This is a genomic window from Agaribacter flavus (genome assembly GCF_042646125.1).
GTDB classification, from domain to species: Bacteria; Pseudomonadota; Gammaproteobacteria; order Enterobacterales; family Alteromonadaceae; genus Glaciecola; species Glaciecola flavus.
The window spans coordinates 83828-104690 of the sequence record NZ_JBHRSW010000007.1 but is presented as its reverse complement, the minus strand read 5'-3'; the positions used below and the strand labels follow the sequence as shown (position 1 = coordinate 104690).

The 20863-nt window shown below is 43.4% G+C and carries 20 protein-coding genes; 8 read left to right on the top strand and 12 right to left on the bottom strand.

From position 1 onward, the window contains the following. The first annotated feature begins 14 nt into the window (after nucleotides 1-14). Nucleotides 15-644 carry a thiol:disulfide interchange protein DsbA/DsbL gene (locus ACFOHL_RS06215; RefSeq protein ID WP_376919344.1) on the top strand — a complete coding sequence of 210 codons (630 nt, stop codon included), beginning with the start codon at nucleotides 15-17 and terminating at the stop codon, nucleotides 642-644. A 95-nt stretch (nucleotides 645-739) separates the two neighbouring features. On the opposite strand, the gene ACFOHL_RS06210 is transcribed toward ACFOHL_RS06215, so the two are convergent. From ACFOHL_RS06210 to ACFOHL_RS06180, 7 genes are all read right to left on the bottom strand, one after another. After that, on the bottom strand, nucleotides 740-2305 hold the full coding sequence (locus ACFOHL_RS06210; RefSeq protein WP_376919343.1) for a SulP family inorganic anion transporter: 1566 nt from the start codon (nucleotides 2303-2305) through the stop codon (nucleotides 740-742). 75 nt (nucleotides 2306-2380) lie between these two features. Then, a complete protein-coding gene (gene chrA / locus ACFOHL_RS06205; RefSeq protein ID WP_376919342.1) occupies nucleotides 2381-3574 on the bottom strand; it encodes a chromate efflux transporter in 1194 nt (397 codons plus the stop codon). An 18-nt stretch (nucleotides 3575-3592) separates the two neighbouring features. Then, a complete protein-coding gene (gene arsB, locus ACFOHL_RS06200; RefSeq protein WP_376919341.1) occupies nucleotides 3593-4612 on the bottom strand; it encodes an ACR3 family arsenite efflux transporter in 1020 nt (339 codons plus the stop codon). A 17-nt stretch (nucleotides 4613-4629) separates the two neighbouring features. Continuing rightward, nucleotides 4630-5352: an arsenical resistance protein ArsH gene (gene arsH / locus ACFOHL_RS06195; RefSeq protein WP_376919340.1), complete on the bottom strand. Its 723-nt coding sequence runs from the start codon at nucleotides 5350-5352 to the stop codon at nucleotides 4630-4632. After that, nucleotides 5345-5821, bottom strand: a complete 477-nt coding sequence (locus ACFOHL_RS06190) for an arsenate reductase ArsC (RefSeq protein ID WP_376919339.1) — start codon at nucleotides 5819-5821, stop codon at nucleotides 5345-5347. The genes arsH and ACFOHL_RS06190 overlap by 8 nt, the downstream gene beginning before the upstream one ends. Before the next feature lie 361 nt (nucleotides 5822-6182). After that, complete coding sequence (locus ACFOHL_RS06185; protein ID WP_376919338.1) at nucleotides 6183-6494, bottom strand: BolA family protein; 312 nt, start codon at nucleotides 6492-6494, stop codon at nucleotides 6183-6185. 99 nt (nucleotides 6495-6593) lie between these two features. After that, on the bottom strand, nucleotides 6594-7187 hold the full coding sequence (locus ACFOHL_RS06180) for an alpha-ketoglutarate-dependent dioxygenase AlkB family protein (protein ID WP_376919406.1): 594 nt from the start codon (nucleotides 7185-7187) through the stop codon (nucleotides 6594-6596). A gap of 130 nt (nucleotides 7188-7317) precedes the next feature. Here ACFOHL_RS06180 and ACFOHL_RS06175 point away from each other — a divergent pair, with 130 nt between their 5' ends. Beyond that, a complete protein-coding gene (locus ACFOHL_RS06175; protein ID WP_376919337.1) occupies nucleotides 7318-8505 on the top strand; it encodes a methyltransferase in 1188 nt (395 codons plus the stop codon). A gap of 79 nt (nucleotides 8506-8584) precedes the next feature. On the opposite strand, the gene ACFOHL_RS06170 is transcribed toward ACFOHL_RS06175, so the two are convergent. Both ACFOHL_RS06170 and ACFOHL_RS06165 read right to left on the bottom strand, forming a co-directional pair. Further along, on the bottom strand, nucleotides 8585-9787 hold the full coding sequence (locus ACFOHL_RS06170) for an MFS transporter (protein WP_376919336.1): 1203 nt from the start codon (nucleotides 9785-9787) through the stop codon (nucleotides 8585-8587). Nucleotides 9788-9793: 6 nt separating this feature from the next. Next, the gene (locus ACFOHL_RS06165; protein ID WP_376919335.1) at nucleotides 9794-10687 is read right to left on the bottom strand and encodes a dihydrodipicolinate synthase family protein; all 894 of its coding nucleotides are present in this window, start codon (nucleotides 10685-10687) and stop codon (nucleotides 9794-9796) included. Nucleotides 10688-10807: 120 nt separating this feature from the next. Here ACFOHL_RS06165 and ACFOHL_RS06160 point away from each other — a divergent pair, with 120 nt between their 5' ends. Together ACFOHL_RS06160 and ACFOHL_RS06155 are read left to right on the top strand one after the other, a co-directional pair. Beyond that, nucleotides 10808-12115 carry an aminotransferase class I/II-fold pyridoxal phosphate-dependent enzyme gene (locus tag ACFOHL_RS06160; protein WP_376919334.1) on the top strand — a complete coding sequence of 436 codons (1308 nt, stop codon included), beginning with the start codon at nucleotides 10808-10810 and terminating at the stop codon, nucleotides 12113-12115. 109 nt (nucleotides 12116-12224) lie between these two features. Continuing rightward, complete coding sequence (locus ACFOHL_RS06155; RefSeq protein ID WP_376919333.1) at nucleotides 12225-12875, top strand: peptidylprolyl isomerase; 651 nt, start codon at nucleotides 12225-12227, stop codon at nucleotides 12873-12875. Here ACFOHL_RS06155 and ACFOHL_RS06150 read toward each other — a convergent pair. Next, nucleotides 12868-13386, bottom strand: coding sequence for a RidA family protein (locus tag ACFOHL_RS06150; RefSeq protein WP_376919332.1), 519 nt, complete (start codon nucleotides 13384-13386; stop codon nucleotides 12868-12870). The genes ACFOHL_RS06155 and ACFOHL_RS06150 overlap by 8 nt on opposite strands. 29 nt (nucleotides 13387-13415) lie before the next feature. Then, nucleotides 13416-14321, bottom strand: a complete 906-nt coding sequence (locus tag ACFOHL_RS06145) for a DUF6671 family protein (protein ID WP_376919331.1) — start codon at nucleotides 14319-14321, stop codon at nucleotides 13416-13418. A gap of 138 nt (nucleotides 14322-14459) precedes the next feature. Here ACFOHL_RS06145 and ACFOHL_RS06140 point away from each other — a divergent pair, with 138 nt between their 5' ends. From ACFOHL_RS06140 to ACFOHL_RS06125, 4 genes are all read left to right on the top strand, one after another. After that, nucleotides 14460-16100 (top strand): acetolactate synthase large subunit, encoded by a 1641-nt coding sequence (locus ACFOHL_RS06140; RefSeq protein ID WP_376919330.1) that lies wholly within the window; start codon nucleotides 14460-14462, stop codon nucleotides 16098-16100. Between the two features lie 9 nt (nucleotides 16101-16109). After that, on the top strand, nucleotides 16110-17546 hold the full coding sequence (locus ACFOHL_RS06135; RefSeq protein ID WP_376919329.1) for an aldehyde dehydrogenase family protein: 1437 nt from the start codon (nucleotides 16110-16112) through the stop codon (nucleotides 17544-17546). Nucleotides 17547-17745: 199 nt separating this feature from the next. Next, nucleotides 17746-18945 carry a cation:proton antiporter gene (locus tag ACFOHL_RS06130; RefSeq protein ID WP_376919328.1) on the top strand — a complete coding sequence of 400 codons (1200 nt, stop codon included), beginning with the start codon at nucleotides 17746-17748 and terminating at the stop codon, nucleotides 18943-18945. Nucleotides 18946-19175: 230 nt separating this feature from the next. Further along, entirely contained in the window at nucleotides 19176-20165 is a 990-nt protein-coding gene (locus tag ACFOHL_RS06125) for a hypothetical protein (protein WP_376919327.1), read from the top strand. Nucleotides 20166-20208: 43 nt separating this feature from the next. Here the strand turns inward: ACFOHL_RS06125 and ACFOHL_RS06120 are convergent, their stop codons facing one another. Beyond that, nucleotides 20209-20862 carry a gamma-glutamylcyclotransferase gene (locus ACFOHL_RS06120; protein ID WP_376919326.1) on the bottom strand — a complete coding sequence of 218 codons (654 nt, stop codon included), beginning with the start codon at nucleotides 20860-20862 and terminating at the stop codon, nucleotides 20209-20211. Nucleotide 20863: the final 1 nt, after the last annotated feature.

Sequence of the window (20863 nt, the reverse complement as noted above, 5' to 3'; positions counted from 1 at the left end):
ACATAGGAAATTACATGAAAAAACTTCTTTTAGGGCTTTCTGTTGCCATTCTTTTCCCAATTCAGGCCTTAGCACAAGTGACATTATGGCAAGAAGGAACGCACTATACTGTCATCGCTGAAAAGGCTACATCAAAGCCTATTGTACAAGAGTACTTTTCTTTTTGGTGTCCCGCCTGTTTTAACTTTGAGCCCTTAATGAAGGAGCTAAAATCGAATCTCGACGATGGCGTAAAGTTTGACAAAATTCATGTAAATTTTATGCCTCACACCAGTCAAGAAAATCAAAATGCAGCAACAAAAGCGATGATGATAGCGCGACAACTCAAACAAGCCGATAAGCTAAATGAGGCCATATTCAATTACATTCACGTACAAAACCAAGGCAGAAACATAAAAAGCATTGATGACTTCAAAAGTTTATTTGTGGTAAACGGAGTGGATAAAGCGGCGTTTGAAAAGCTAGAAAAAAACTTTGGTGTGACGAGTTTGTTCAATAGAAACAACAAAGAGCTCGAAAAAAATCGCAAACACGTTACCGGTGTACCCAATGTGATTGTTAATGGTAAATATCAGGTAAAAGGTGGCGTGAACAGCAAAGAAGAATATATCGAATTGGTAAATTGGTTAGCTAAACAAAAATAGTACCAATGTTCATTTAAATAAAAACAGCGGTAGTTGTCTAGGCTAAACGCTTTTACACTACCGCTTTTATTTCCTGAATTATCGCTTTCTCAAACTTAGCCTAACTTATCTGACACCACTCGGTATCGTGGATCTTCGTTTACATTAATCTCAACGTATTCACTGGCCTTGTTCAATAGAGTCTGGCACTCAGCACTAATATGTCTAATATGTAACGTTTTGCCCAGTGCTTTGTATTTATCCGCTAGGCCATCTAATGCATCGATCCCCGAAGAATCCCATATTCGAGAATCTCTAAAATCAATCACCACATCTTTTGGGTCATTTTGCGGATCGAATATGTCTTTAAAGTGACTGACCGAACCGAAAAATAGTGGCCCTTCCAAGTCATAGACCTTCCAGCCATCATCATCAGTATGTGTTTTTGCAATAATATGGGTGGCGTGTTTCCAAGCAAATACCAGCGCTGAAACAATGACCCCGACAATAACGGCAATCGCTAAATCCGCAATCACTGTAATAGCTGTAACTAAAAATAAGACAAATGCGTCTTCTTTATTTACACCTCTAATGATACGGAAACTCGCCCATTCAAAGGTGCCAATCACTACCACAAACATTACGCCAACTAGTGCAGCAAGGGGGATCATTTCAATTAACGGCGCAGCAAACAGAATAAAACCAAGTAGTACAAGAGCAGCGGTAATACCCGATAGGCGCCCTCGCCCGCCACTATTGATATTGATCATGCTCTGACCAATCATCGCACAACCTCCCATACCACCAAAGAAACCGTTGACGGTGTTCGCCACACCTTGCCCAACGCATTCCTTATTGCCTCGGCCACGGGTATCTGTCATTTCATCTATCAAGGTCAGTGTGAGTAGAGATTCAATTAACCCTACCAGTGCCAAAATTACAGCCGTCGGTAAAATGATATACAGTGTGTCGAGATTTAAAGGAACAGTCGGAATAGCAAAACTTGGCAACTCACCCGCTAAGGTCACTGTGGCCTTTTCGCTTTCTGGTACCATATCTCTGACAAAATCTATTACCGTGCGAGCTTCTAAATCTAAGCCATGCACCAAAGCAGTCACTGAAATAATAGCCACGAGAGAAGCCGGAACCGCTTTTGTTAGCTTGGGCAACAAATAAATAATTGCCATAGTCAAACCAACCAAACCTAGCATCCAATACAGCAAGGATCCGGACATCCAATTCAACTCACCAAACGCGTTAGTGACTTTAAACTGCCCCAATTGAGCCAAAAATATAACGATTGCTAAACCATTTACAAACCCTAGCATAACTGGGTATGGTACCAATCGGATAAATTTGCCCAACCTGAATACGCCAGCCAAAATTTGCAAAATACCCGCTAATACGACCGCCGCGAAAAGATATTGCACGCCGTGTTGCGCGACTAAAGCCACCATAACCACCGCCATGGCACCGGTTGCGCCAGAAATCATACCGGGTCGTCCACCAATTGCCGAGGTAATTAAACCCATCATAAAGGCAGCATACAAGCCGATCATCGGCTCAACACCAGCAACAAAAGCAAAAGCGACAGCTTCGGGAACCAAGGCAAGCGCAACCGTAATACCTGACAACACATCGTTTTTAATGTTGCCTTGCGTGCCATTAAAATTATTAAACATAGAAAAAATAACTCACAATCTCTCAATGGGGCGCGAGTCTATCAAAAAACAATCAACTTTTCTTTTAATAGATTGTTAAATGAAACCGAACCAATGAGTGGATAAGGCATAGCTTAAAGACAGGGCAATAACAACAAGTGGTGTCAAGTGATAGCGTAATACCGCAAACAAGACAATACATACATAAAAAGCATCGAGCCAATGGGTAATGGATACGGATACAATTGGGTCAACCAGTGCAGCAGCCACTAAGCCAACCACCGCAGCATTCAAACCCGTCACGAATTTTGCAACGCGTGGGTAATGCCGCAGTGATTGCCAATAAGGTAACACCCCAATGAGCAATAAAAACCCCGGCAAAAAAATCGCGCCGAGTGCGACAAATGCCAACAGCATTGGGGCAATATCGGCATCGATGTTGAAACCCAAATACGCAGCAAAAGAGAACAGTGGACCAGGTAAGCTTTGTGCCGCGCCGTATCCAGCTAGGAACAGTTGCTCATCTAACCAAGCCCGCTCAACTACCAGCTCTTGTAGCATTGGCAATACAACATGCCCCCCACCAAAGACTAACGCACCCGCTTGATAAAACCCACCTGCGATTTGAAGCTCTTTACTGACAAAAGGTAAAGCAAAAACGGTAAATGCGAGTAAGACAGCAAACAAGACCAAACAACACAATGAGAGAGCTTTATTGATATGAATAAATGGCTGACACTCTACGGTAGTGATTACACCCTCTCTTACAAACAACATACTGAGTAAACCAGCGCTTGAAAGTACGAGTAAATGCAAACCAGTTTGAGACCACGCAAGTAAAATAGCCGAAACAGCAATAGCCAGTAGCTTTCGATACAGGTCAGTGCAGAGTTTTCCCCACATCCCCCATAGTGCCTCTGCAACAACGATACATGCTGTGAGCTTTAGACCATGAATGAGGATAGATTTAAGGTCAGGTGAAACATAGTCTAAACCATAGGAAAAAACCACTAATAGGCAGACCGAAGGCGCGGTAAACGCAATAAATGCGGCGAGCGCACCGAAAAACCCAGCCCTTGCATAGCCCAAGGCAAAACCAACTTGGCTACTCGCAGGTCCTGGTAAAAACTGACATAAGGCGACCAACTCGGCGTATTGTTGCTCACTTAACCACTGGTACTTGTCAATCAAGGTTTTTCTGAAATAAGCTAGGTGTGCGACAGGCCCACCAAAGGCCGTCAAACCTAGTAGCAAAAATCGTCCAAATACCTCAACCAGTCGTTTTATCAATTTAACCTACATGTTTATCTAAGCAGTAAACCAATGCCTTGTCTTATTGGCGAAATAGACAAGTGACAGCATAACTGGCACCTCTACCAGCACGCCAACTACTGTAGCAAGTGCAGCGCCTGAGTGAAAACCAAACAAGGAAATTGCTACCGCAACGGCTAATTCAAAAAAATTGGATGTACCAATCATACAAGCTGGGGCAGCCACATTATGTGGGAGCCTTAGGCGTTTAGCGAACCAATAGGCAAGGGCAAATATCCCGTAGGTTTGAATCAATAGAGGTACAGCAATCAACACAATAGCTTCTGGCTCTGACAAAATACGTTTTGACTGAAAGCCGAATAACAACACAACCGTGCCAAGCAAGCCAACAATTGACCATGGTTTCATCAATGCCAAAAAGCGGGTTAAACTATCCTTATCGACCGCATTGTCGAACCAACGGCGGCTAAGCACTCCCATCAAAAAAGGCACAAGCACATAAAGCACCACAGATATAAATAAAGTTTTCCAAGGAACACTCACATCTGTCACACCCAACAAAAATCCAGCGATAGGTGCAAAAGCAAAGATCATAATGACATCGTTTACCGATACCTGCACCAAAGTGTAGTTGGCGTCACCTTTTGTTAGCTGGCTCCACACAAACACCATGGCTGTGCAAGGGGCCACTCCTAATAAAATCATCCCTGCGATATATTCACTTGCGGTTTGTGGATCAACCCAATTGGCGAAGACTATTTTAAAAAACAACCAACCTAAAAAAGCCATTGAAAAAGGCTTAATTAGCCAGTTGATGACAAGGGTTAATATCAGTCCTTTAGGGTTTTTACCAACTTGTTTAATGGATGAAAAATCAACCTGTACCATCATCGGATAAATCATTACCCAAATAAGCACCGCTATAACAAAATTGACGTGCGCATATTCAAGTCCAGCAACATACTGGAAAACACTTGGCATTGCACTTCCGGCGACAATACCGACAACCATAGCCAGCGCAACCCACAAAGACAAAAATCGTTCAAATAATCCCATTTACTTGCCCTGCTTTTTTAAACGCTTGTGCGCTCGCTATTTACCCGCTTGCTGAGCGCTTCAGCAGATTCAACACGCTCAGAGTATCTATCTACAAGGTACGCATCATTGCCTCTTAATAAGAGCGTGAATTTGACTAACTCTTCCATCACATCGACAATTCGATTGTAGTAAGGCGAAGGTTTCATGCGTCCATCTTCTTCAAACTCCAAAAACGCCTTAGCTACTGATGATTGATTAGGGATAGTAAACATTCGCATCCACCGACCAAGGATACGCATTTGATTGACGGCATTAAATGACTGAGAGCCACCACAAACTTGCATGACCGCCAAGGTTTTCCCCTGAGTAGGTCTGACACCGCCAAGACTCAATGGCACCCAATCTATCTGACTTTTTAAAATGCCAGTCATCGCGCCATGTCTTTCAGGCGAGCACCAAACTTGCCCTTCTGACCACAACATCAGCTCACGCAGTTCTTGTACCTTTGGATGGGTGCTATCCTCACTATCAGGTAAAGGCAAACCACTAGGATTAAAAATCTTGGTTTCTGCACCAAAAAAATTCAGTAAACGAGCACATTCTTCAACAACTAAACGGCTATAAGAACGCGTTCTAAGTGAGCCATATAGAAGTAGTATTTTAGGTTTGTGTGTTCCCAAATCGTCAGAAAATTGCTGACTACTGGGGATAGACAAATGTTGAGCATCGATATTCGGTAAGTCAAAACGTTCAGTCATCGCAAGTCATTCCTTGTATTTCGGCTTTGATCGCGCTCGCGCTCAATCCCGACATTTTCAAAGCAATGATCTTGTTCACTCTCTGTTTGATAGTATCAATACATTGCTCAAATGCAGCAGACACTTCAGCTTCTGTACCTATCATTTTGGAGGGATCGCGTAAGCCCCAGTGAAGCTGATTTGTCTTAGTGAAATAAACCGGACAGGATTCTTGTGCCGCAGAATCACACACGGTAATGACTAAATCAGGCTGGAACGTATCAAACTCATGCCATGACTGACTCTCTAATCCTTTGGTTTCTATCCCGTGTAGAGATAGGTGTTTGAGGGACAAAGGGTGTACTTCCCCCACCGGCTGACTACCCGCACTTTTTGCTATTATATTTTGCTTAGCGCCGAGTTGATTGGTAATTGCCTCAGACAAAATACTGCGGCAGCGGTTATGCGTACATATGTACAAAATTCTCATGAAGCTAGATCTCAAAATATCTCGATTAGTGGTGTTTGGGTGCTTTTGTAAAAAACACAGATAACCTGAACTCGGGATAACAAGTGCTGGAAACCCTTGAATTGCTTATCCCGAGTTGAGGTTACATAGCTTCGCAAGATGATATGAGAGAGATATTACATATATGTGAAAACACACTGAAATAGAGGTAACATTTGTTTACTGTCTCGCGGTGGGGTTATAGGTGGGATTATACTAGGAAGTTCTCCCTCTTTCATTGCAAAACCGCTGCGAGTATATCCATATACGCTTTAATTTTTCATCCATGAAAAATAAATTTGCAATGAAAGAGGGAGAACTTCCTACTATAACCCCACGGTATTTACCGCCCACCACCAAGACAGTTTGGAGAGTTTGGTGCCTGATGGTTTTTATCTTCCCACTCAGTTGGCGTATAAGTGTGAAGAGCCAAGGCGTGAACCGGCCCTGCTAATTCTTCAGCCAGTGCAGTGTTGATTGCTCGATGGCGCTGCAACAAGCGCTTTCCCTCAAAACCTTCTGTGACTAGCGTAACTTTAAAATGGGTTTCAGAATTTTCTGGCACATTGTGTTTGTGACTTTCATTCTCGACAAATAAAAAACGCGGGTTAAATGTATGCTGTAATTTTTCTTTAATCCTAGTTTCGACTTGCATGAGAATACCTACTTAATTTTAATACAACGAATGCTTTGAAACTGAAATTATACTCGGGTCTGCTCATTTTTTCTGTACAATTTTACTGCAGCTTGTACATCAACGTTCAACCGACTTTCGATTTATATAGCGAAAGGTTAAATTTATTCGAGGAGTATGTACTCTCTTGGTTTTATTCATACCGTGTTGCCAATAACTTTGAGTGAGCCCGCGCATGATCAGTAACGAACCATGCTTTAACAACAATGCGACTTTTTGTTTCGTGTTTTTGTGTTTGAAAATAAATTGCCGCTCGGCACCCAAAGTAATAGACGCAATCACAGGCTGGTTCCCTAATTCAATTTCGTCGTCTGCATGCATCCCCATGCTGTCTTGACCGTCACGGTACAAGTTGGCTAAAACAGAATTAAACCGTGCCTGACACTTGGATTCACAACGCGCCTTGAGCGCTAGTAACAGTGGCGTCCATGGCTTGGGCTGCATTAGCAAACCGGAGTAAATGTATCGGGCGTCTTTATCGCCATACCAAACTTGTAAACGGGGGATCTTTGTGCGCTTGCCAAAAAGATAAATGTCATCCTGAGACCACGGAAGCGAGCAATAGAGTTGTTCAAAAAACGCCGTTGCCTCTGTTTGCTTCACGAACTGCGGCACATACACAACGTCAGCATCAGGCATCGCCAAAGTATGCATTGGACAAGCCTTGCTTTGCTCGAAAGACTCATTTTCGCTATGTGAATCAAAATTGAATGCAGACTGCTTACTCGCAATTGACATTAGATGATATACTCATGTTCTTGTTTAACTTCGGAAATATTTTCCTTTGAGCAACACTGATTTTCATGTAAATGACACGGTGCTATCGCTTCACCGATACCCTCCATCAAGAGATAAATCCTTGCAAGCGTGGGACTCAGCGGACGAATACATTATACGTTATATTGAAACAGAGGATCTTTACAGTAAGTTAGGAAACATGCTCATTGTGAATGACGAGTTCGGTGCCTTGTGCTGCAATTTTCATGAGTATTCCCCTACTCTTGTCTCAGACTCGTTTCTCTCTCATCGTGCCATAGAAAAAAACTTTCTGAAGAATTTGTCCGATAAAGATGCAGTGCCTCAAATCAATTATTCTGACGCACTTTCAATGACTAGCCTAAACACAGCTTTTGATTCAGTACTGATTAAAATACCAAGAACCTTAGCCTTACTGGAGCATCAGTTAATAGCCTTACAACAATTGGTGCATCGAGACACACTGTTTATTGCAGCCGGCAAGGTAAAAGCAATCACAAACTCAGTATTGTCGCTCATTGACAAACACCTAGGTAAAGCAAGTACTTCCTTAGCCCAAAAAAAAGCGCGCCTTGTTTTTTGTGCAATCGATGATAGCAAGCAATCTGTTTCGCCCTACCCTACCCGTATCAATGACCCAAGTATAAATTTTGAACTGATAAACCACGCCAATGTATTTTGTCGTGAACACCTTGATATTGGAGCGCGAATGCTCCTTAAACATCTACCAAAATCAGTCGTGAACAGCAATTCTCAACAAGAGAATTCACGCTCAAAACGCGTGATTGATTTAGGCTGTGGTAACGGTGTAATCGGTATTCAATATTTGCTCAATCATCCAAATCACCATGTAATGTTTGTTGATGAGTCCTACATGGCGGTTGCATCGGCAAAAGCAGGGGCAGAAAAAGCAGGCGTGTTCGACAGAGCCTCATTTTTAGTCAGTGATTGCTTATCCGAGCTTCAACAGAGTCAGGAAGCCGCATTTGATTTAGTTCTTTGTAACCCACCTTTTCATCAACAAAATACCATCACGGATGATATCGCTTGGCGAATGTTTTCTCATGCACACCAATACCTCAAAGTTAACGGCGAATTGCGTGTTGTCGCGAATCGTCATTTAGACTATGCCAACAAACTCAAGCGTTTATTTGGCGGCACAAAGATTATTGGTAGTAACAAAAAGTTTGTGGTGTTTAGTGCGATTAAAAATTGAGTAATGAATGCGTGATTGCTCAATAGCCGATATGGGTAGTAACATTCCAAAACAGAATAGCCTTTTCTATTCTGCTTCTCTATTCGTATGTTGATTCGATAACAGGCTTAACGTTTAATTGCAAAAACATTAGTGCGATCATCAACACTGAGCAAGCAAAAATAAACGGCAAGTAAATAGAGTAATCGACCAGAAGCCCCGCCATTAGTGTGCCAAATGATGCTGCACTTATTTTACATGCCGCCACCCACATAAAAATCTGCGCTGCTCCTTGTCTCGGCGCATATTCGGTTCTTGCGGCCAAAGTAGCGGCGAAAAAAATCGAGTTAACCACACCACAAAGCCAGTAAGTGACCAAACCAAGTTCAAACGATTGACTGAATGCGACCAGAGAAAGGCAAACCAACAAAAAAATGCCTAGCTTTCTTAACAATATCAGTGCATTGGCTTTAAGAGGTTTGAAGATCAACAGTATAGCGCCACATAAACAACCCACCCCATACAAAGTCACGAGAAACGCCCCTGCTTCATCGTTTTGTTGCCAGTACTTACTCAAATAAACTGCCATCACGGGTAAAGCGGCAATACTAAAAGACGCCCCCGAGGTCATCATCAAGGTGCTTTTGAGTGCTGAGGAGTTTCTTATATAGCCAACTATCTGACGAAAACCTGCTATCTTTCCCTCTCCTGTGCTCGAATGTGCTTGGCGTTGTGGCATCTTCAGGAGAAACAGACTCGCAAACACGGGCAAGGTCATTAGCAAACTAATGGCTATCGTAACAGAGGCAAGCTGACTGAGTACGGCAATCAACAATGGTCCAATAGTCAGTCCTATCCCATAACTTATTGTATCCCAGCTTTGTGCATATCTTTTTTCTGCAATGGTGTTAGGTGTGAGATAAGTTAACTGAGTACTCAATCCCCCCATTAAAAAAGAACTACTCACGCCACAAATCAGTAATGAACAATATATCAAGCTGATGAGATTGTAATGTATGCCGACGATGGCCAATTGAAAAAAAACCGTAAACACCAAAGACGCAGCACCAATGAGTATCCGTGGATCCTTCGCTTCATCTAGCCAACGACCATAAATGGGGCCACATACATGTGGTGCAGTAAGACAAGCAGCAAGTGCCCCCGCTAACATCCCTTTGTCTCCAAAGCTTGTCGCCAACAAGACTATTGCAACAATAGCGCCTCCAGTGGCCGTGCGAGCCAAGACGGCAATCAATACGTAATTGATGAGATTAGCATGTGATGTCTTGCTGTGAGCATGCATATTTATTTAAGTCAACATAAGTTCGGTAATGAGTGCTTCGAGTATTACCCTATCTTCTTTGTCCAATGGACGTAAAGGGTGTGGTAAGCACTCATATTCAGTCAACCCTAAAATCGATGCTGCAGTTGCCATCACCCGCATCCCACCATTGTTTTTTGTAAATAGCTGCCATAATGCTTCCATCTTTTGAGATGACTGCATGGCGACTTCGCGGCCTTGTTCTTTAGCTTTACTGATCAAATATTTCACTGTATTCGGAAACAAGCCACCTAATACCGAAAGCCAAAGGTCACAACCAACAGCCATACCTGCCGCACCAAATTTGTCTCCACTCACGCCGATTGCAACATTGTCAGGCAGTAGTTGCCGCAATTGATCAAGTCGTTTTTTACCCTCATCCTCGTGAAATGACTGCCCGGGGATCTTGATTGCTGCAACATTAGGTAATCGCGTTATGTGTCGATAGAGATCGTCGCTAAAAACAAAGTTCGTTACATTTGGGTTTTCGTATACACATAAAGGCACTGAAAGATGCTGCGTGACTTTTTCATATAGTGCGTATACTTCACAATCTCTTAGGGGATGATACGAAACGGGAGCCAATAAAACCGCCTCGACTCCGGCGGTTTGAGCGATATCAATGTTACGAAGGACATCGTCGGTACGCAAGGCACCAACACCGACCATGACGGGTATATTGCCAGCCAATTCAACCGCTGTAGTTGCAAGTTCGGAAAACTCTTCCCTTGACAAATAAGGATAGAGTCCGGTAGACCCCATCGCACAAATTGAATTCACTCGAGCGTCGACCAGTTTATGAATCAAACGCGCAAAAGCAACTGCGTCGACCTGCTCGTTTTTAAACGGTGTTAACGGAAATGCAGATAAACCAGTAAACATTTATCCCCCTAATTGTTTAGAATAGACACTAAAAAGACATGGGCATGAACTGTGCTGGTACTATGCTAGTGCCATGCAACCATTGACCCATGACATAAACAATATTGTCATAGGACAAAAATGAAAGTCAAGATCTTTGGCAAAAATGCACAAGAAATTGTTGAATCGGTTCGCCACCTTGTTAATCAAGGTCAGTTAAAGCCTGATGATATACTGCCGCCGGTTCGCGCGCTGGCTGCACAGTTAGGAGTAAACCGCAATACGGTCTCTTCCGCCTATCAACACCTCACCAAAGCCGGTATTGCCGTCACTCAGGGAAGACGAGGCACACGTATTTGCCATAAACCCATAGCAGGCGAGCAAGAGGGTACAAGCAATACGCCTCTTTTCGATTTGGCGGATGGCAGCCCCCGACGAGACTGGCTACCTGATTTAAACAGTGTCGCTCAACAGACCATGTTGAATCAGTATGTTTACGGTGAAGCGACAATACTGCCCGAAATGTATACCTTCGCAAAACAATGGTTTCAGGAGGATTGCCCGCAAGATCTTGATATTACCTTGTGCAGTGGCGCAATAGACACGCTCGAACGCTTGCTGGCAGCGCACTTGCACCTAGGGGATAAAGTTGTGGTTGAAGACCCTTGTTACATCAGCTCTGCTAATGCCATTCGCCTCTCGGGTATGCATGTATTAGGCGCGACAATGGATGAACAAGGAATGAGACCAGAAGCCTTAAAGGCTGCACTTAAAAATGGCGCGAAAGCGGTGCTCGTGACACCTCGTGCGCATAACCCAAGTGATGCGTCCTTGTCCAAAGAACGAGCAGAGCAACTGCGCGAGGTTTTAAGCGACTATCCCAACGTGCTTGTGATGGCTGACGATCACTTTTCATTAATGGCGATAAGCAATTACTATTCAGTTATTCCAGAGTCCACTCACAATTGGGCGGTTTTTCGCTCAGTATCCAAAGGCCTAGGGCCGGATTTAAGAATGGCGCTTGTGGCCGCTGACAAAGAATCAATTCAAGGCATTAATAGCCGTTTGGCTCCTGGAATGTCTTGGGTGAGTCGCGTATTGCAATCTTTAGTTTATACTTGTCTCACAACAACCTCATTCCAAAAAGGCCTTCAAACTGCAGCCAAAGATTGTGTCTATCGTCGAAGCTGCTTAATAGAAGCACTGGCACAAAAAAATATTGAGATAAATCACCAAACAGATGGACTAAATGTATGGGTGCCTATTGCGCAAGATCCACAACTTGTTAGTTACGCACTGTCGCGAAAAGGTTGGTTAGTTCGTCCAGGCTGCTCGTTTGCTATAAAAGAGAGCCCCCGCGCTATTCGTGTAAGCATACAAAAAATGGATGAGGAGACAGCCAAAAAGTTTGTCACTGATTTAATTGATATACAAAAGGGCAAGGAGTGACTAAAGACTAGCAAAATGCTAATGTAGCAAAAAAATTGCACTTGTCTTCCAAGGTATAGTGCAAAGGTCAGCAGATCCGAGAAATCATATTATTTACAAAGGCTTGTATATGCTTACAAAATCAAACCTATCATTCTTTCAATCGCTTTTTATTGTCAGAGTTGTCGGACTCCTTGTCTTGAGCACAGTTGTTTTTGCCGCCTCAGCTCTGCCGTCTAAAAAGCAAAAAGGGGCAGAGATTCAAGCGGACAATTATTACCCACGAGTGCTGTTTGAAACCAGTATGGGTGAGATCACAATAGAGTTAGATCGCCGTAAAGCACCTATTACCGTCAACAACTTTTTACGTTATGTGAATTTTAAAGAGTATGACAATACCTTGTTTCAACGAATTATCCCAAACTACATTGTGCAAGGCGGCGGCTATACCCCAGAATTTAAAGTAAAAACCACTTTTTCCCCGATTTTTAATGAATCAGGAAATGGCCTTAAAAATGTCATGTACAGCATTGCAATGGCGCGAAAAGATGACCCTCACTCTGCTATGCGTCAGTTTTTCTTCAACGTAAATGACAACACTAACCTAGATCCTGGTAGAGGCTGGGGCTATACCGTATTTGGCCAAGTTATTGAAGGCACTGACGTCATCGACAAAATGGCTGAAGTAGAAACAGAGTACCATGTGCAATCAGGCTTTCGTGATGTGCCTGTGACGCCTATCATTCTTCACAAAGCCACAATTTTACCCGAGATTAATTAACCTGAACTATGACTTCTATTTCAAGCGCGTAATCGCCGGGCAAAGAATTCATTCCGACAGCGGTTCGAACATGGCGACCTTTGTCCCCAAACACTTCAACAATAAAATCTGAAAAGCCGTTCATTACTTGTGAGTGTTCGGTAAAATCAGATGTTGCATTCACCATTCCGACTACCTTAACGATACGTTTGATTTTATGTAAGTCACCCAGTTCTTGTTGCAGACTAGTGAGGATTTGTACTGCCGTGGCTTTCGCCGCTTCTTTTCCCTGTTCGACAGTCATAGTCTTGCCAAGTTTTCCTTTTATTGGCGTGCCATCAAGCCCAATGGAGACATGCCCAGACGTATAAACTAGCTCACCTACCCTTAGTGTTTTTACGTAGTTAGCAAGCGGACTAGAGACTTCAGGTAAAACGATATTGTTCTGTTTTAATACTTTATACGGATCAGCAACGACACTATATGAAAGTAACAAACAAACGGACATTATTAGCAGGCGATATATCATCATGTAGCTCCATTTTTGTAATATCTAAAAAATTACGGGTTACACATCGGGCAATAAAACGAGGCTGCTTGTTGTTCTTCAACATTTTTTGAGACTGAAAAACGACACTTGTTGCATTCCGCTTGATAAGCCTTGGCTTGATTAGTTGGCGAGCCGCATAGTTCACACGGTAGGCCTAGTATCTTTTTCTCAAATACAAATCCAGGGTATTCACAACTTGGGCATTTTGCAGACAAACGCTTCAATAAATCTTTTGTCGCGTACTCAAGCGTAATATGACGCTCTGGGCAATGCATTGCGCGAAAGTCTGGACTGATTGTAACTGGCCAATCATCCTCCTTCACACATGCTAATACGGAATCAATACCAAATAAACCTTTAAATTCATTGCATTTTGTCTCTAGTATCCACGCCTGTTCAGGAGCGAATTGAGAGATGAATTTATCAAGTGCCTCGGGGGATTCAGCGACACAACTTTGTAAACTCACCATTTTTCGAGCAACACCAACAATTTCAATCTTACGGCGAATATCAACAAAGGCAATAAATTCCTCGTTCATGTTACCCATCCCCAAAAAACCATTAAAGCTCCCTTCACTTCCCAATCCTTGATTTAGCCCACTTAGTTCACATGCAATATGCGCTTTTTTCAATGCGCATTGTAAGGGAGACATCACCCTCGCAGTTTTGCCATCAAAACTACCTAGGATATCCGTGTCGAAGCTATCCCAAGTGATGAGTTCGCCAGCCCAGTGTGCGCGCAATACAGGTAGTATTTGATTTTGTTTTTTGTGTTTGGTTAGTAAACATATTTTGTTGTCAAATATCGGCAAATAGCGTCTCCTCAGTTTATCATCTGCTACTTTGGCAATTTTGGCTGTATATTCTACTATTATCTGAGGCTTACTGATCATGGCTTTTTTTACTATATTGGCCACTATCAAAAACCTCACGTGAACTATTAACAGCAAGCATGAAATTTTTTTGCAGTTTAACAAATCCCTATTAGGCAGATAGAAACATAAATTAAAAAATCCAAAGGCTACATAGCCATATCAATACACAAAGGGCGGAGAATGAAAGCATCTGATTTAATGGTAAAAGCGCTTGAAGCAGAGGGCGTCGAATATATTTTTGGAATACCCGGTGAAGAAAACCTAGATTTACTTGAATCTTTGCGAGAATCCAAAATTAAACTGATTCTCACGCGCCATGAACAAGGCGCAGGGTTTATGGCGGCCACCTACGGTCGTCTAACTGGCAAAGTAGGCGTGTGTATCTCAACTCTAGGGCCTGGTGCCACTAATTTGGTAACCTGTGCAGCTTATGCCCAACTTGGTGCCATGCCCATGCTAATGATAACCGGTCAAAAGCCAATAAAAACCAGCAAGCAGGGTCGCTTTCAAGTGATAGATGTAGTAGGTATGATGCGCCCCATCACTAAATATACCTCGCAGATTGTCAGCGGCGATCGGATACCATCCGTTGTACGCGAAGCTTTTCGAATCGCCGGTGAAGAACGTCCCGGTGCCGTACACATTGAATTTCCTGAAGATATATCAGATGAAGACACAAATGAAGCTTTAGTGCCGGCAAGTACAGTACGTCGCCCCATTGCTGAATACAAAGCCATTAATCATGCCGTAGAGATGATTCAAGCTGCAAATTCCCCTTTACTATTGATTGGCGCTGGCGCAAATCGCAAGTTGACCGCAAAAATGTTGCGTGAATTCGTTGACAAAACTGGGATTCCGTTCGTGACCACGCAAATGGGTAAAGGCGTCATTGACGAGAGTGACGATTTGTTTGTTGGTAATACTGCATTGTCCAGTGGTGATTTTGTGCATCGGGCAATCAATAGAGCCGACTTAATTATCAATGTAGGGCATGACGTAGTTGAAAAACCGCCATTTTTCATGGAACCCGATGGTCAGCAAGTAATTCATGTAAATTTTGAAACTGCCACCGTCGATCCCGTTTATTTTCCTCAGTTAGAAGTGATTGGCGACATAGCCAATAGTATTTGGCAGATAAAAGAAGCAATTAGCCCACAAGCACATTGGCGATTAGATTTTTATCACGACGTCCATGACGCTTACTGCCAGCACAGAACGGCGGCAGAAGATGACGAGCGCTTCCCTATTTTGCCTGAACGCTTTGTAAAAGAAGTGCGCAAAGCCATGCCTAAAGACGGGATAGTCACCTTGGACAATGGTGTATACAAAATATGGTTTGCCCGAAACTATGCCGCGTACTTTCCGAATACCTTACTGTTAGACAATGCCTTAGCAACTATGGGTGCAGGTTTACCGTCTGCCATGGCGGCTAAGCTTGTACACCCAGAAAAAGCAGTAATTACCGTGTGCGGCGATGGTGGCTTTATGATGAACAGTCAAGAGTTGGAGACAGCCGTCCGTCTTAAGCTACATATTGTCGTCATTATTTTACGAGACGATGCATACGGCATGATCAAGTGGAAGCAGGCAAATATGGGCTTCGACAATTTCGGCTTAGATTATGGCAATCCAGATTTTGTCAAATATGTCGAAAGCTATGGTGGAAAAGGTTGGCGTGTAAACTCTGTAGACGAACTAGGTGCGCAAATTACTGAATGTTTGAACACCCCTGATGTTCATCTCATTGATGTCCCAGTTGACTACAGTTTAAATGACGACACACTCAACAAAACAATTCGTCAACTAAGCGACAAGCTGTAAGGATCCACAATGCTAGCACAAACATACCCTTACTATTTAGCAAACGAAGCTGTTTATGCCAATACTGATTTAGCAGTAGTCGACAAATATACTCAGGAAGTGGCAACCCGCGCTGCCCTTGCAGATGCAAAGGTGATTGACCAAGCTATTGCGGCGGCAGAAGCGGCGCAACCTGCACTAAATAAGATGCCCGCCTATCAACGTCAACAAATACTTGAACACTGTGTTCAGCGCTTCAAGGAGCGATTTGACGAACTGGCCGACGCCTTATGCATAGAAGCAGGCAAACCAATTAAAGATGCGCGTGGCGAAGTCACACGCTTAATTGACACCTTTAAAATTGCAGCAGAAGAATCTGTACGCATCCAAGGTGAAGTAATTAATTTAGAAATTACCGAACGAGCAAAAGGTTACGCCGGCATGTCTAAACGCGTACCCATTGGCCCCTGCTCATTTATATCGCCATTTAATTTTCCTTTAAATTTAGCCGCACACAAAGTGGCACCGGCCATCGCCGCAGGTTGTGCCTTTGTGTTAAAACCAGCTAGCAGAACGCCTATTGGCGCATTGATCATTGGTGAGATATTGGCAGAAACTAATCTTCCCAAAGGCGCATTTTCTATATTGCCCTGTAGCCGAGATGGGGCAGATTTGTTTACGACAGACGAACGTTTTAAGTTACTCAGTTTTACCGGCTCCCCTGATGTTGGTTGGGCACTAAAAGCCAAAGCAGGAAAAAAACCGGTGATTCTCGAATTAGGGGGAAATGCCGCCTGCGTAGTGGACGCTGACGCAGATATAGAAGACGCAATAACGCGCATTGTATTTGGCGCATACTATCAATCAGGACAAAGTTGTATCGGTGTCCAACGTATTATTGTGCACAGTGATATTTATGACACTTTTAAAGATAAGTTTGTTGATAGAGTATCTAATCTTATCCATGGCGCACCACAAGACGAAAGCACCTTTGTCGGCCCAATGATTGCTGAATCAGAGGCCAAACGCTTAGAAAGTTGGATTATCGAAGCTAAGCAAAAAGGTGGAAAAATCCTTTGTGGAGGCACACGCGAAGGCGCCATGCTGCAAGCCACGGTCTTAGAAGATGTGCCACCTGACTGTGATATTGTTACCGAAGAAGCGTTTGGTCCGGTGAGTGTACTTAGTCGTTTTGAAGAGTTTGATGACGCACTTGCACAAGTCAATGATTCTCAATTTGGTTTACAGGCAGGCATTTTTACCCGTGATATCTACAAAGCCCACAAAGCGTGGGATGAGCTGGAGGTAGGTGGCGTTGTCATTGGTGACGTCCCTAGTTGGCGTGTAGACAACATGCCTTACGGCGGTGTAAAAGAATCTGGTTTAGGTCGCGAAGGTATTCGTTACGCTATCGAGGACATGACTGAAATTCGATTGATGGTGCTCAGAACTCCGCCAAAATCATAAAAAAAAGAGGCTCAAAGAGCCTCTTAAAAAGGTTTAGGGAAACCTACACATGAAACACACCTCAACAAGGTGATGAAGTAATAGTAGGGGGTAATTATCCCGTGAGTATCACAAGAAAATGTTTTATCTATCATTTCAAACTCACAAATTTTTAACCGTTCAAACAAGTTTTCTTGTACCCATTATTTAAGGAAATCCTATGGAATTAGGTATTCTGTTGCTGCTTTGGTGTGTAAGCGGCTATACCATGCTTGCAAAATCTCTGTCATCCAGTGTTATTACTGCGCCCATGGTGTTTATTGCACTCGGTGCGACCATGCACTACTCTGGCTTGTTAGAGGTGCACGACTCTGAAGAAATACTTCACTTAATTGCCGAAATTGCCCTTATTGTCCTATTGTTTTTAGATGCCTCACAAATCAACCTCAAACACCTACGCAAACAAAACACATGGCCGATTCGCATGTTACTCATTGGCTTACCATTGAGTATTGCGCTTGGGGTATTAGCAGGTTTTGTCTTTTTCCCTGAATGGCCATGGGCTATGGTAGCGCTTGTAGCAGCGGTGATGGCACCGACCGATGCTGCCTTAGGTGAGGCCGTTGTAAGCAATAAAGCCGTACCTGAAAGCGAGCGTCAAAGTCTGACCGTAGAGAGTGGATTAAACGATGGCTTGGCACTACCCATAATTTTATTCTTTGCCAGTGTTCTCGCGATGACCAGTTCACCTGAAAACGACAAATTAACTTGGTTAATTTTTGGTGCGAGTCAAGTTGCAATTGGCGCCATTGTCGGCTTGTTTATGGGATGGAGTTCGGGTCATTCATTTATTTTGGCTGAAGCGCGAAAAATGACCTCTAACGTGTATGAAGGCATCGGCGTGTTAGCTCTCACCGGTACATCTTATTTGCTCGCAACACTACTTGGCGGCAATGGTTTTATCTCTGCCTTTGTAGCAGGTTTAGTGTTTGGAAACAAAGTCAAAGGACATTGCCGCTTCATCTACCAATTTACCGAGAGTGAAGGGCAAATATTAGTGTGGTCAGCCTTTACAATTATTGGACTGGGCTTGTTGCCTGAAGCGATACAGCACCTTAGCTTACCCGTTGCCTTGTATATTCTCGTCAGTTTGCTGTTAGTACGACCACTAGCCATCTATGTTTCATTAATTGGCACCAAAACCCGTCCTATCACTCGACTTTTTATGGGTTGGTTTGGACCACGCGGGCTTGCAACAGCATTGTTTGCTTTGATCGTCTCAAAAGATATACTGGGTGAATATGGACATGCATTAATTGTTGTGGCGATAAATGCAGTATGGATAAGCACCTTGCTGCATGGCATAACAGCTGCCCCTGCAGCAAAGTGGTACGGTAAATTGATGCATAACGCAGACTAGCTATAGCTTTCAAGCAGCAAATCACACCTTCACAATAATGCTGGGGAGAATTACGAGATGTTGAGCAATATATCTACAATGTTACTAGCAAAAACGCGGCAATACTTGTAGTACTCTTGATGATATCAAGTTGTAGTGGAGGAAGTTCCACCGAAACACCGCCTAATCCTCCCACCACACCTACTCCACCTGTAATCCCAACTCCCGCTGTAGAACCCAAACCACGACAAATGATTAAGTCTGTAAGAGGGCTCTATGCCTTAGATACCCGCTTTGGCACGCATCGAGATGCTGGTATACGAGATTATCCTTTTGTGACTGGTTATGCTTGGCGCTTTTCGTGGGCAGACTTCGAAATATCTAAAGACAACTATGATTTTACCGCACTTAATTACATTGTGAATGAACTAGCAAAACGCAATCAGAAGTTGTCATGGATACTGATGCCAACACTACCTGAGTACTTGGTCGATGATTCAAATATAGAAACTTGGCAGGACGGTCAGGTAGCGCGGCCAAGCCCCTGGGATGAAGAACTACATCTGCGTTTTGCAAAGTTTATTGCCAGCTTAGCTGAACACAAAATAATCGATCCTGCGCTCAACGACCAAGCGGTAGCATTTCGCGACCACTCCGTTTTAAATATTATTCACCCTAGTATGCCAGGTTTACCCAGAGGTTCGTTGCGTGACTCACTCAGCACGGCCGTAAATGAGGTTCCAGGCTATTCAAGAGACAAATTGCAGCTGCTACTCAGAAAAAATATTGAACTAATGCAAACTGAATTCCCTCTTATCCCACTTTTTTACTCGCTATGGAAAATACATGACGAGCAAAGCTCGCCGAGCTTATGGGAGGCAAGTCGTGACACGCTACTTACATACGAAAACATGGGATTATGGCAAGATAACTTAGCAGCAAATCGCCCATGTGAGAATTGTGAACCTGTCACAGGTCTGCCTGTTGTTGAAGGTTTAGGAGAGGTATTTTTAAATACGCCAACGACAAACGGCTTTCAGATGTTAGGGAGTTGGGAAGCGCCTTTCAATGAGCGCCATGTGCCAAAACTTGCCTTCGGCAAACCCGCTGACGGCATTGACTGGGCATACAGAACCTACAACGCATCTTACTTCGAAATATACAGTAGCGATCTTGACAATCCAGAATGGCATGACGAATTGACAAGCTGGGCAAACAAACTGGCGGAAATGGATGAATAATCTAGGGGCTGTTGATTTTTTGCAATGCGGTCATCACCAGCATTTATGGTCTGTATATTGTCTTAGCAAAATATTCTTCGACAATGGTCTTACAAAGCGCCTCAAACTCAGGTGTTAAATTAGCTGCCCAAGGATACAAAGGCGCTTTGTTGTCCATAAATAATAGCTCTTTGCTTAAACCCGTACTTGTTTGCATGAAAGCTCTCATACCCTCTACCCCCTGCTTTTCGAAACAACCGAGTAAACACGTTGCCAAGTATGAAAAATTGACTTTGTATGCTTGGTTTGCAGGGCGATTTTCAAGTGTTTCGCAAATGTAGATTGGATAGTTTGAAAGAATTTCCTTAAAGCTAGCGGTATCAGCGCTAGGTTCTGTCAATTCAATATCTTTTATCGTGATAGGCGTAAGTCGGTAGTCTTGCTCGCGTTTTACCAGAGCAGCATCAATTTGGCTTGGAACCAGTTGTGCATTTAACCAAGCGCCTTGACTAGGTAATGCGCCGACATAGGTTTGGTTTTCATGATATGCCCGCGTGATCCATGCGCGAGACCAGTTTTTTATTTGAACGCTGACAGTAGGTGTATTGAGATTGCTCGTTAGCCGCCGACTGTCTGCGCTCAATAAAGAGCCATAACCAGCTACTAGCACTTTGTCTTGTAACCACGCTTTCCATTGTTCTTGGTCAAACGGCGGCATA

Excerpts from the sequence above, each read along its gene's own strand:
- ACFOHL_RS06215 (WP_376919344.1), top strand. The coding sequence starts at position 15 with ATGAAAAAACTTCTTTTAGGGCTTTCTGTTGCCATTCTTTTCCCAATT.
- ACFOHL_RS06210 (WP_376919343.1), bottom strand. The coding sequence starts at position 2,305 with ATGTTTAATAATTTTAATGGCACGCAAGGCAACATTAAAAACGATGTG.
- arsB (WP_376919341.1), bottom strand. The coding sequence starts at position 4,612 with ATGGGATTATTTGAACGATTTTTGTCTTTGTGGGTTGCGCTGGCTATG.
- arsH (WP_376919340.1), bottom strand. The coding sequence starts at position 5,352 with ATGACTGAACGTTTTGACTTACCGAATATCGATGCTCAACATTTGTCT.
- ACFOHL_RS06190 (WP_376919339.1), bottom strand. The coding sequence starts at position 5,821 with ATGAGAATTTTGTACATATGTACGCATAACCGCTGCCGCAGTATTTTG.
- ACFOHL_RS06185 (WP_376919338.1), bottom strand. The coding sequence starts at position 6,494 with ATGCAAGTCGAAACTAGGATTAAAGAAAAATTACAGCATACATTTAAC.
- ACFOHL_RS06180 (WP_376919406.1), bottom strand. The coding sequence starts at position 7,187 with ATGCATACTTTGGCGATGCCTGATGCTGACGTTGTGTATGTGCCGCAG.
- ACFOHL_RS06170 (WP_376919336.1), bottom strand. The coding sequence starts at position 9,787 with ATGCATGCTCACAGCAAGACATCACATGCTAATCTCATCAATTACGTA.
- ACFOHL_RS06165 (WP_376919335.1), bottom strand. The coding sequence starts at position 10,687 with ATGTTTACTGGTTTATCTGCATTTCCGTTAACACCGTTTAAAAACGAG.
- ACFOHL_RS06160 (WP_376919334.1), top strand. The coding sequence starts at position 10,808 with ATGAAAGTCAAGATCTTTGGCAAAAATGCACAAGAAATTGTTGAATCG.
- ACFOHL_RS06155 (WP_376919333.1), top strand. The coding sequence starts at position 12,225 with ATGCTTACAAAATCAAACCTATCATTCTTTCAATCGCTTTTTATTGTC.
- ACFOHL_RS06150 (WP_376919332.1), bottom strand. The coding sequence starts at position 13,386 with ATGATGATATATCGCCTGCTAATAATGTCCGTTTGTTTGTTACTTTCA.
- ACFOHL_RS06140 (WP_376919330.1), top strand. The coding sequence starts at position 14,460 with ATGAAAGCATCTGATTTAATGGTAAAAGCGCTTGAAGCAGAGGGCGTC.
- ACFOHL_RS06135 (WP_376919329.1), top strand. The coding sequence starts at position 16,110 with ATGCTAGCACAAACATACCCTTACTATTTAGCAAACGAAGCTGTTTAT.
- ACFOHL_RS06130 (WP_376919328.1), top strand. The coding sequence starts at position 17,746 with ATGGAATTAGGTATTCTGTTGCTGCTTTGGTGTGTAAGCGGCTATACC.
- ACFOHL_RS06125 (WP_376919327.1), top strand. The coding sequence starts at position 19,176 with ATGATTAAGTCTGTAAGAGGGCTCTATGCCTTAGATACCCGCTTTGGC.
- ACFOHL_RS06120 (WP_376919326.1), bottom strand. The coding sequence starts at position 20,862 with ATGCCGCCGTTTGACCAAGAACAATGGAAAGCGTGGTTACAAGACAAA.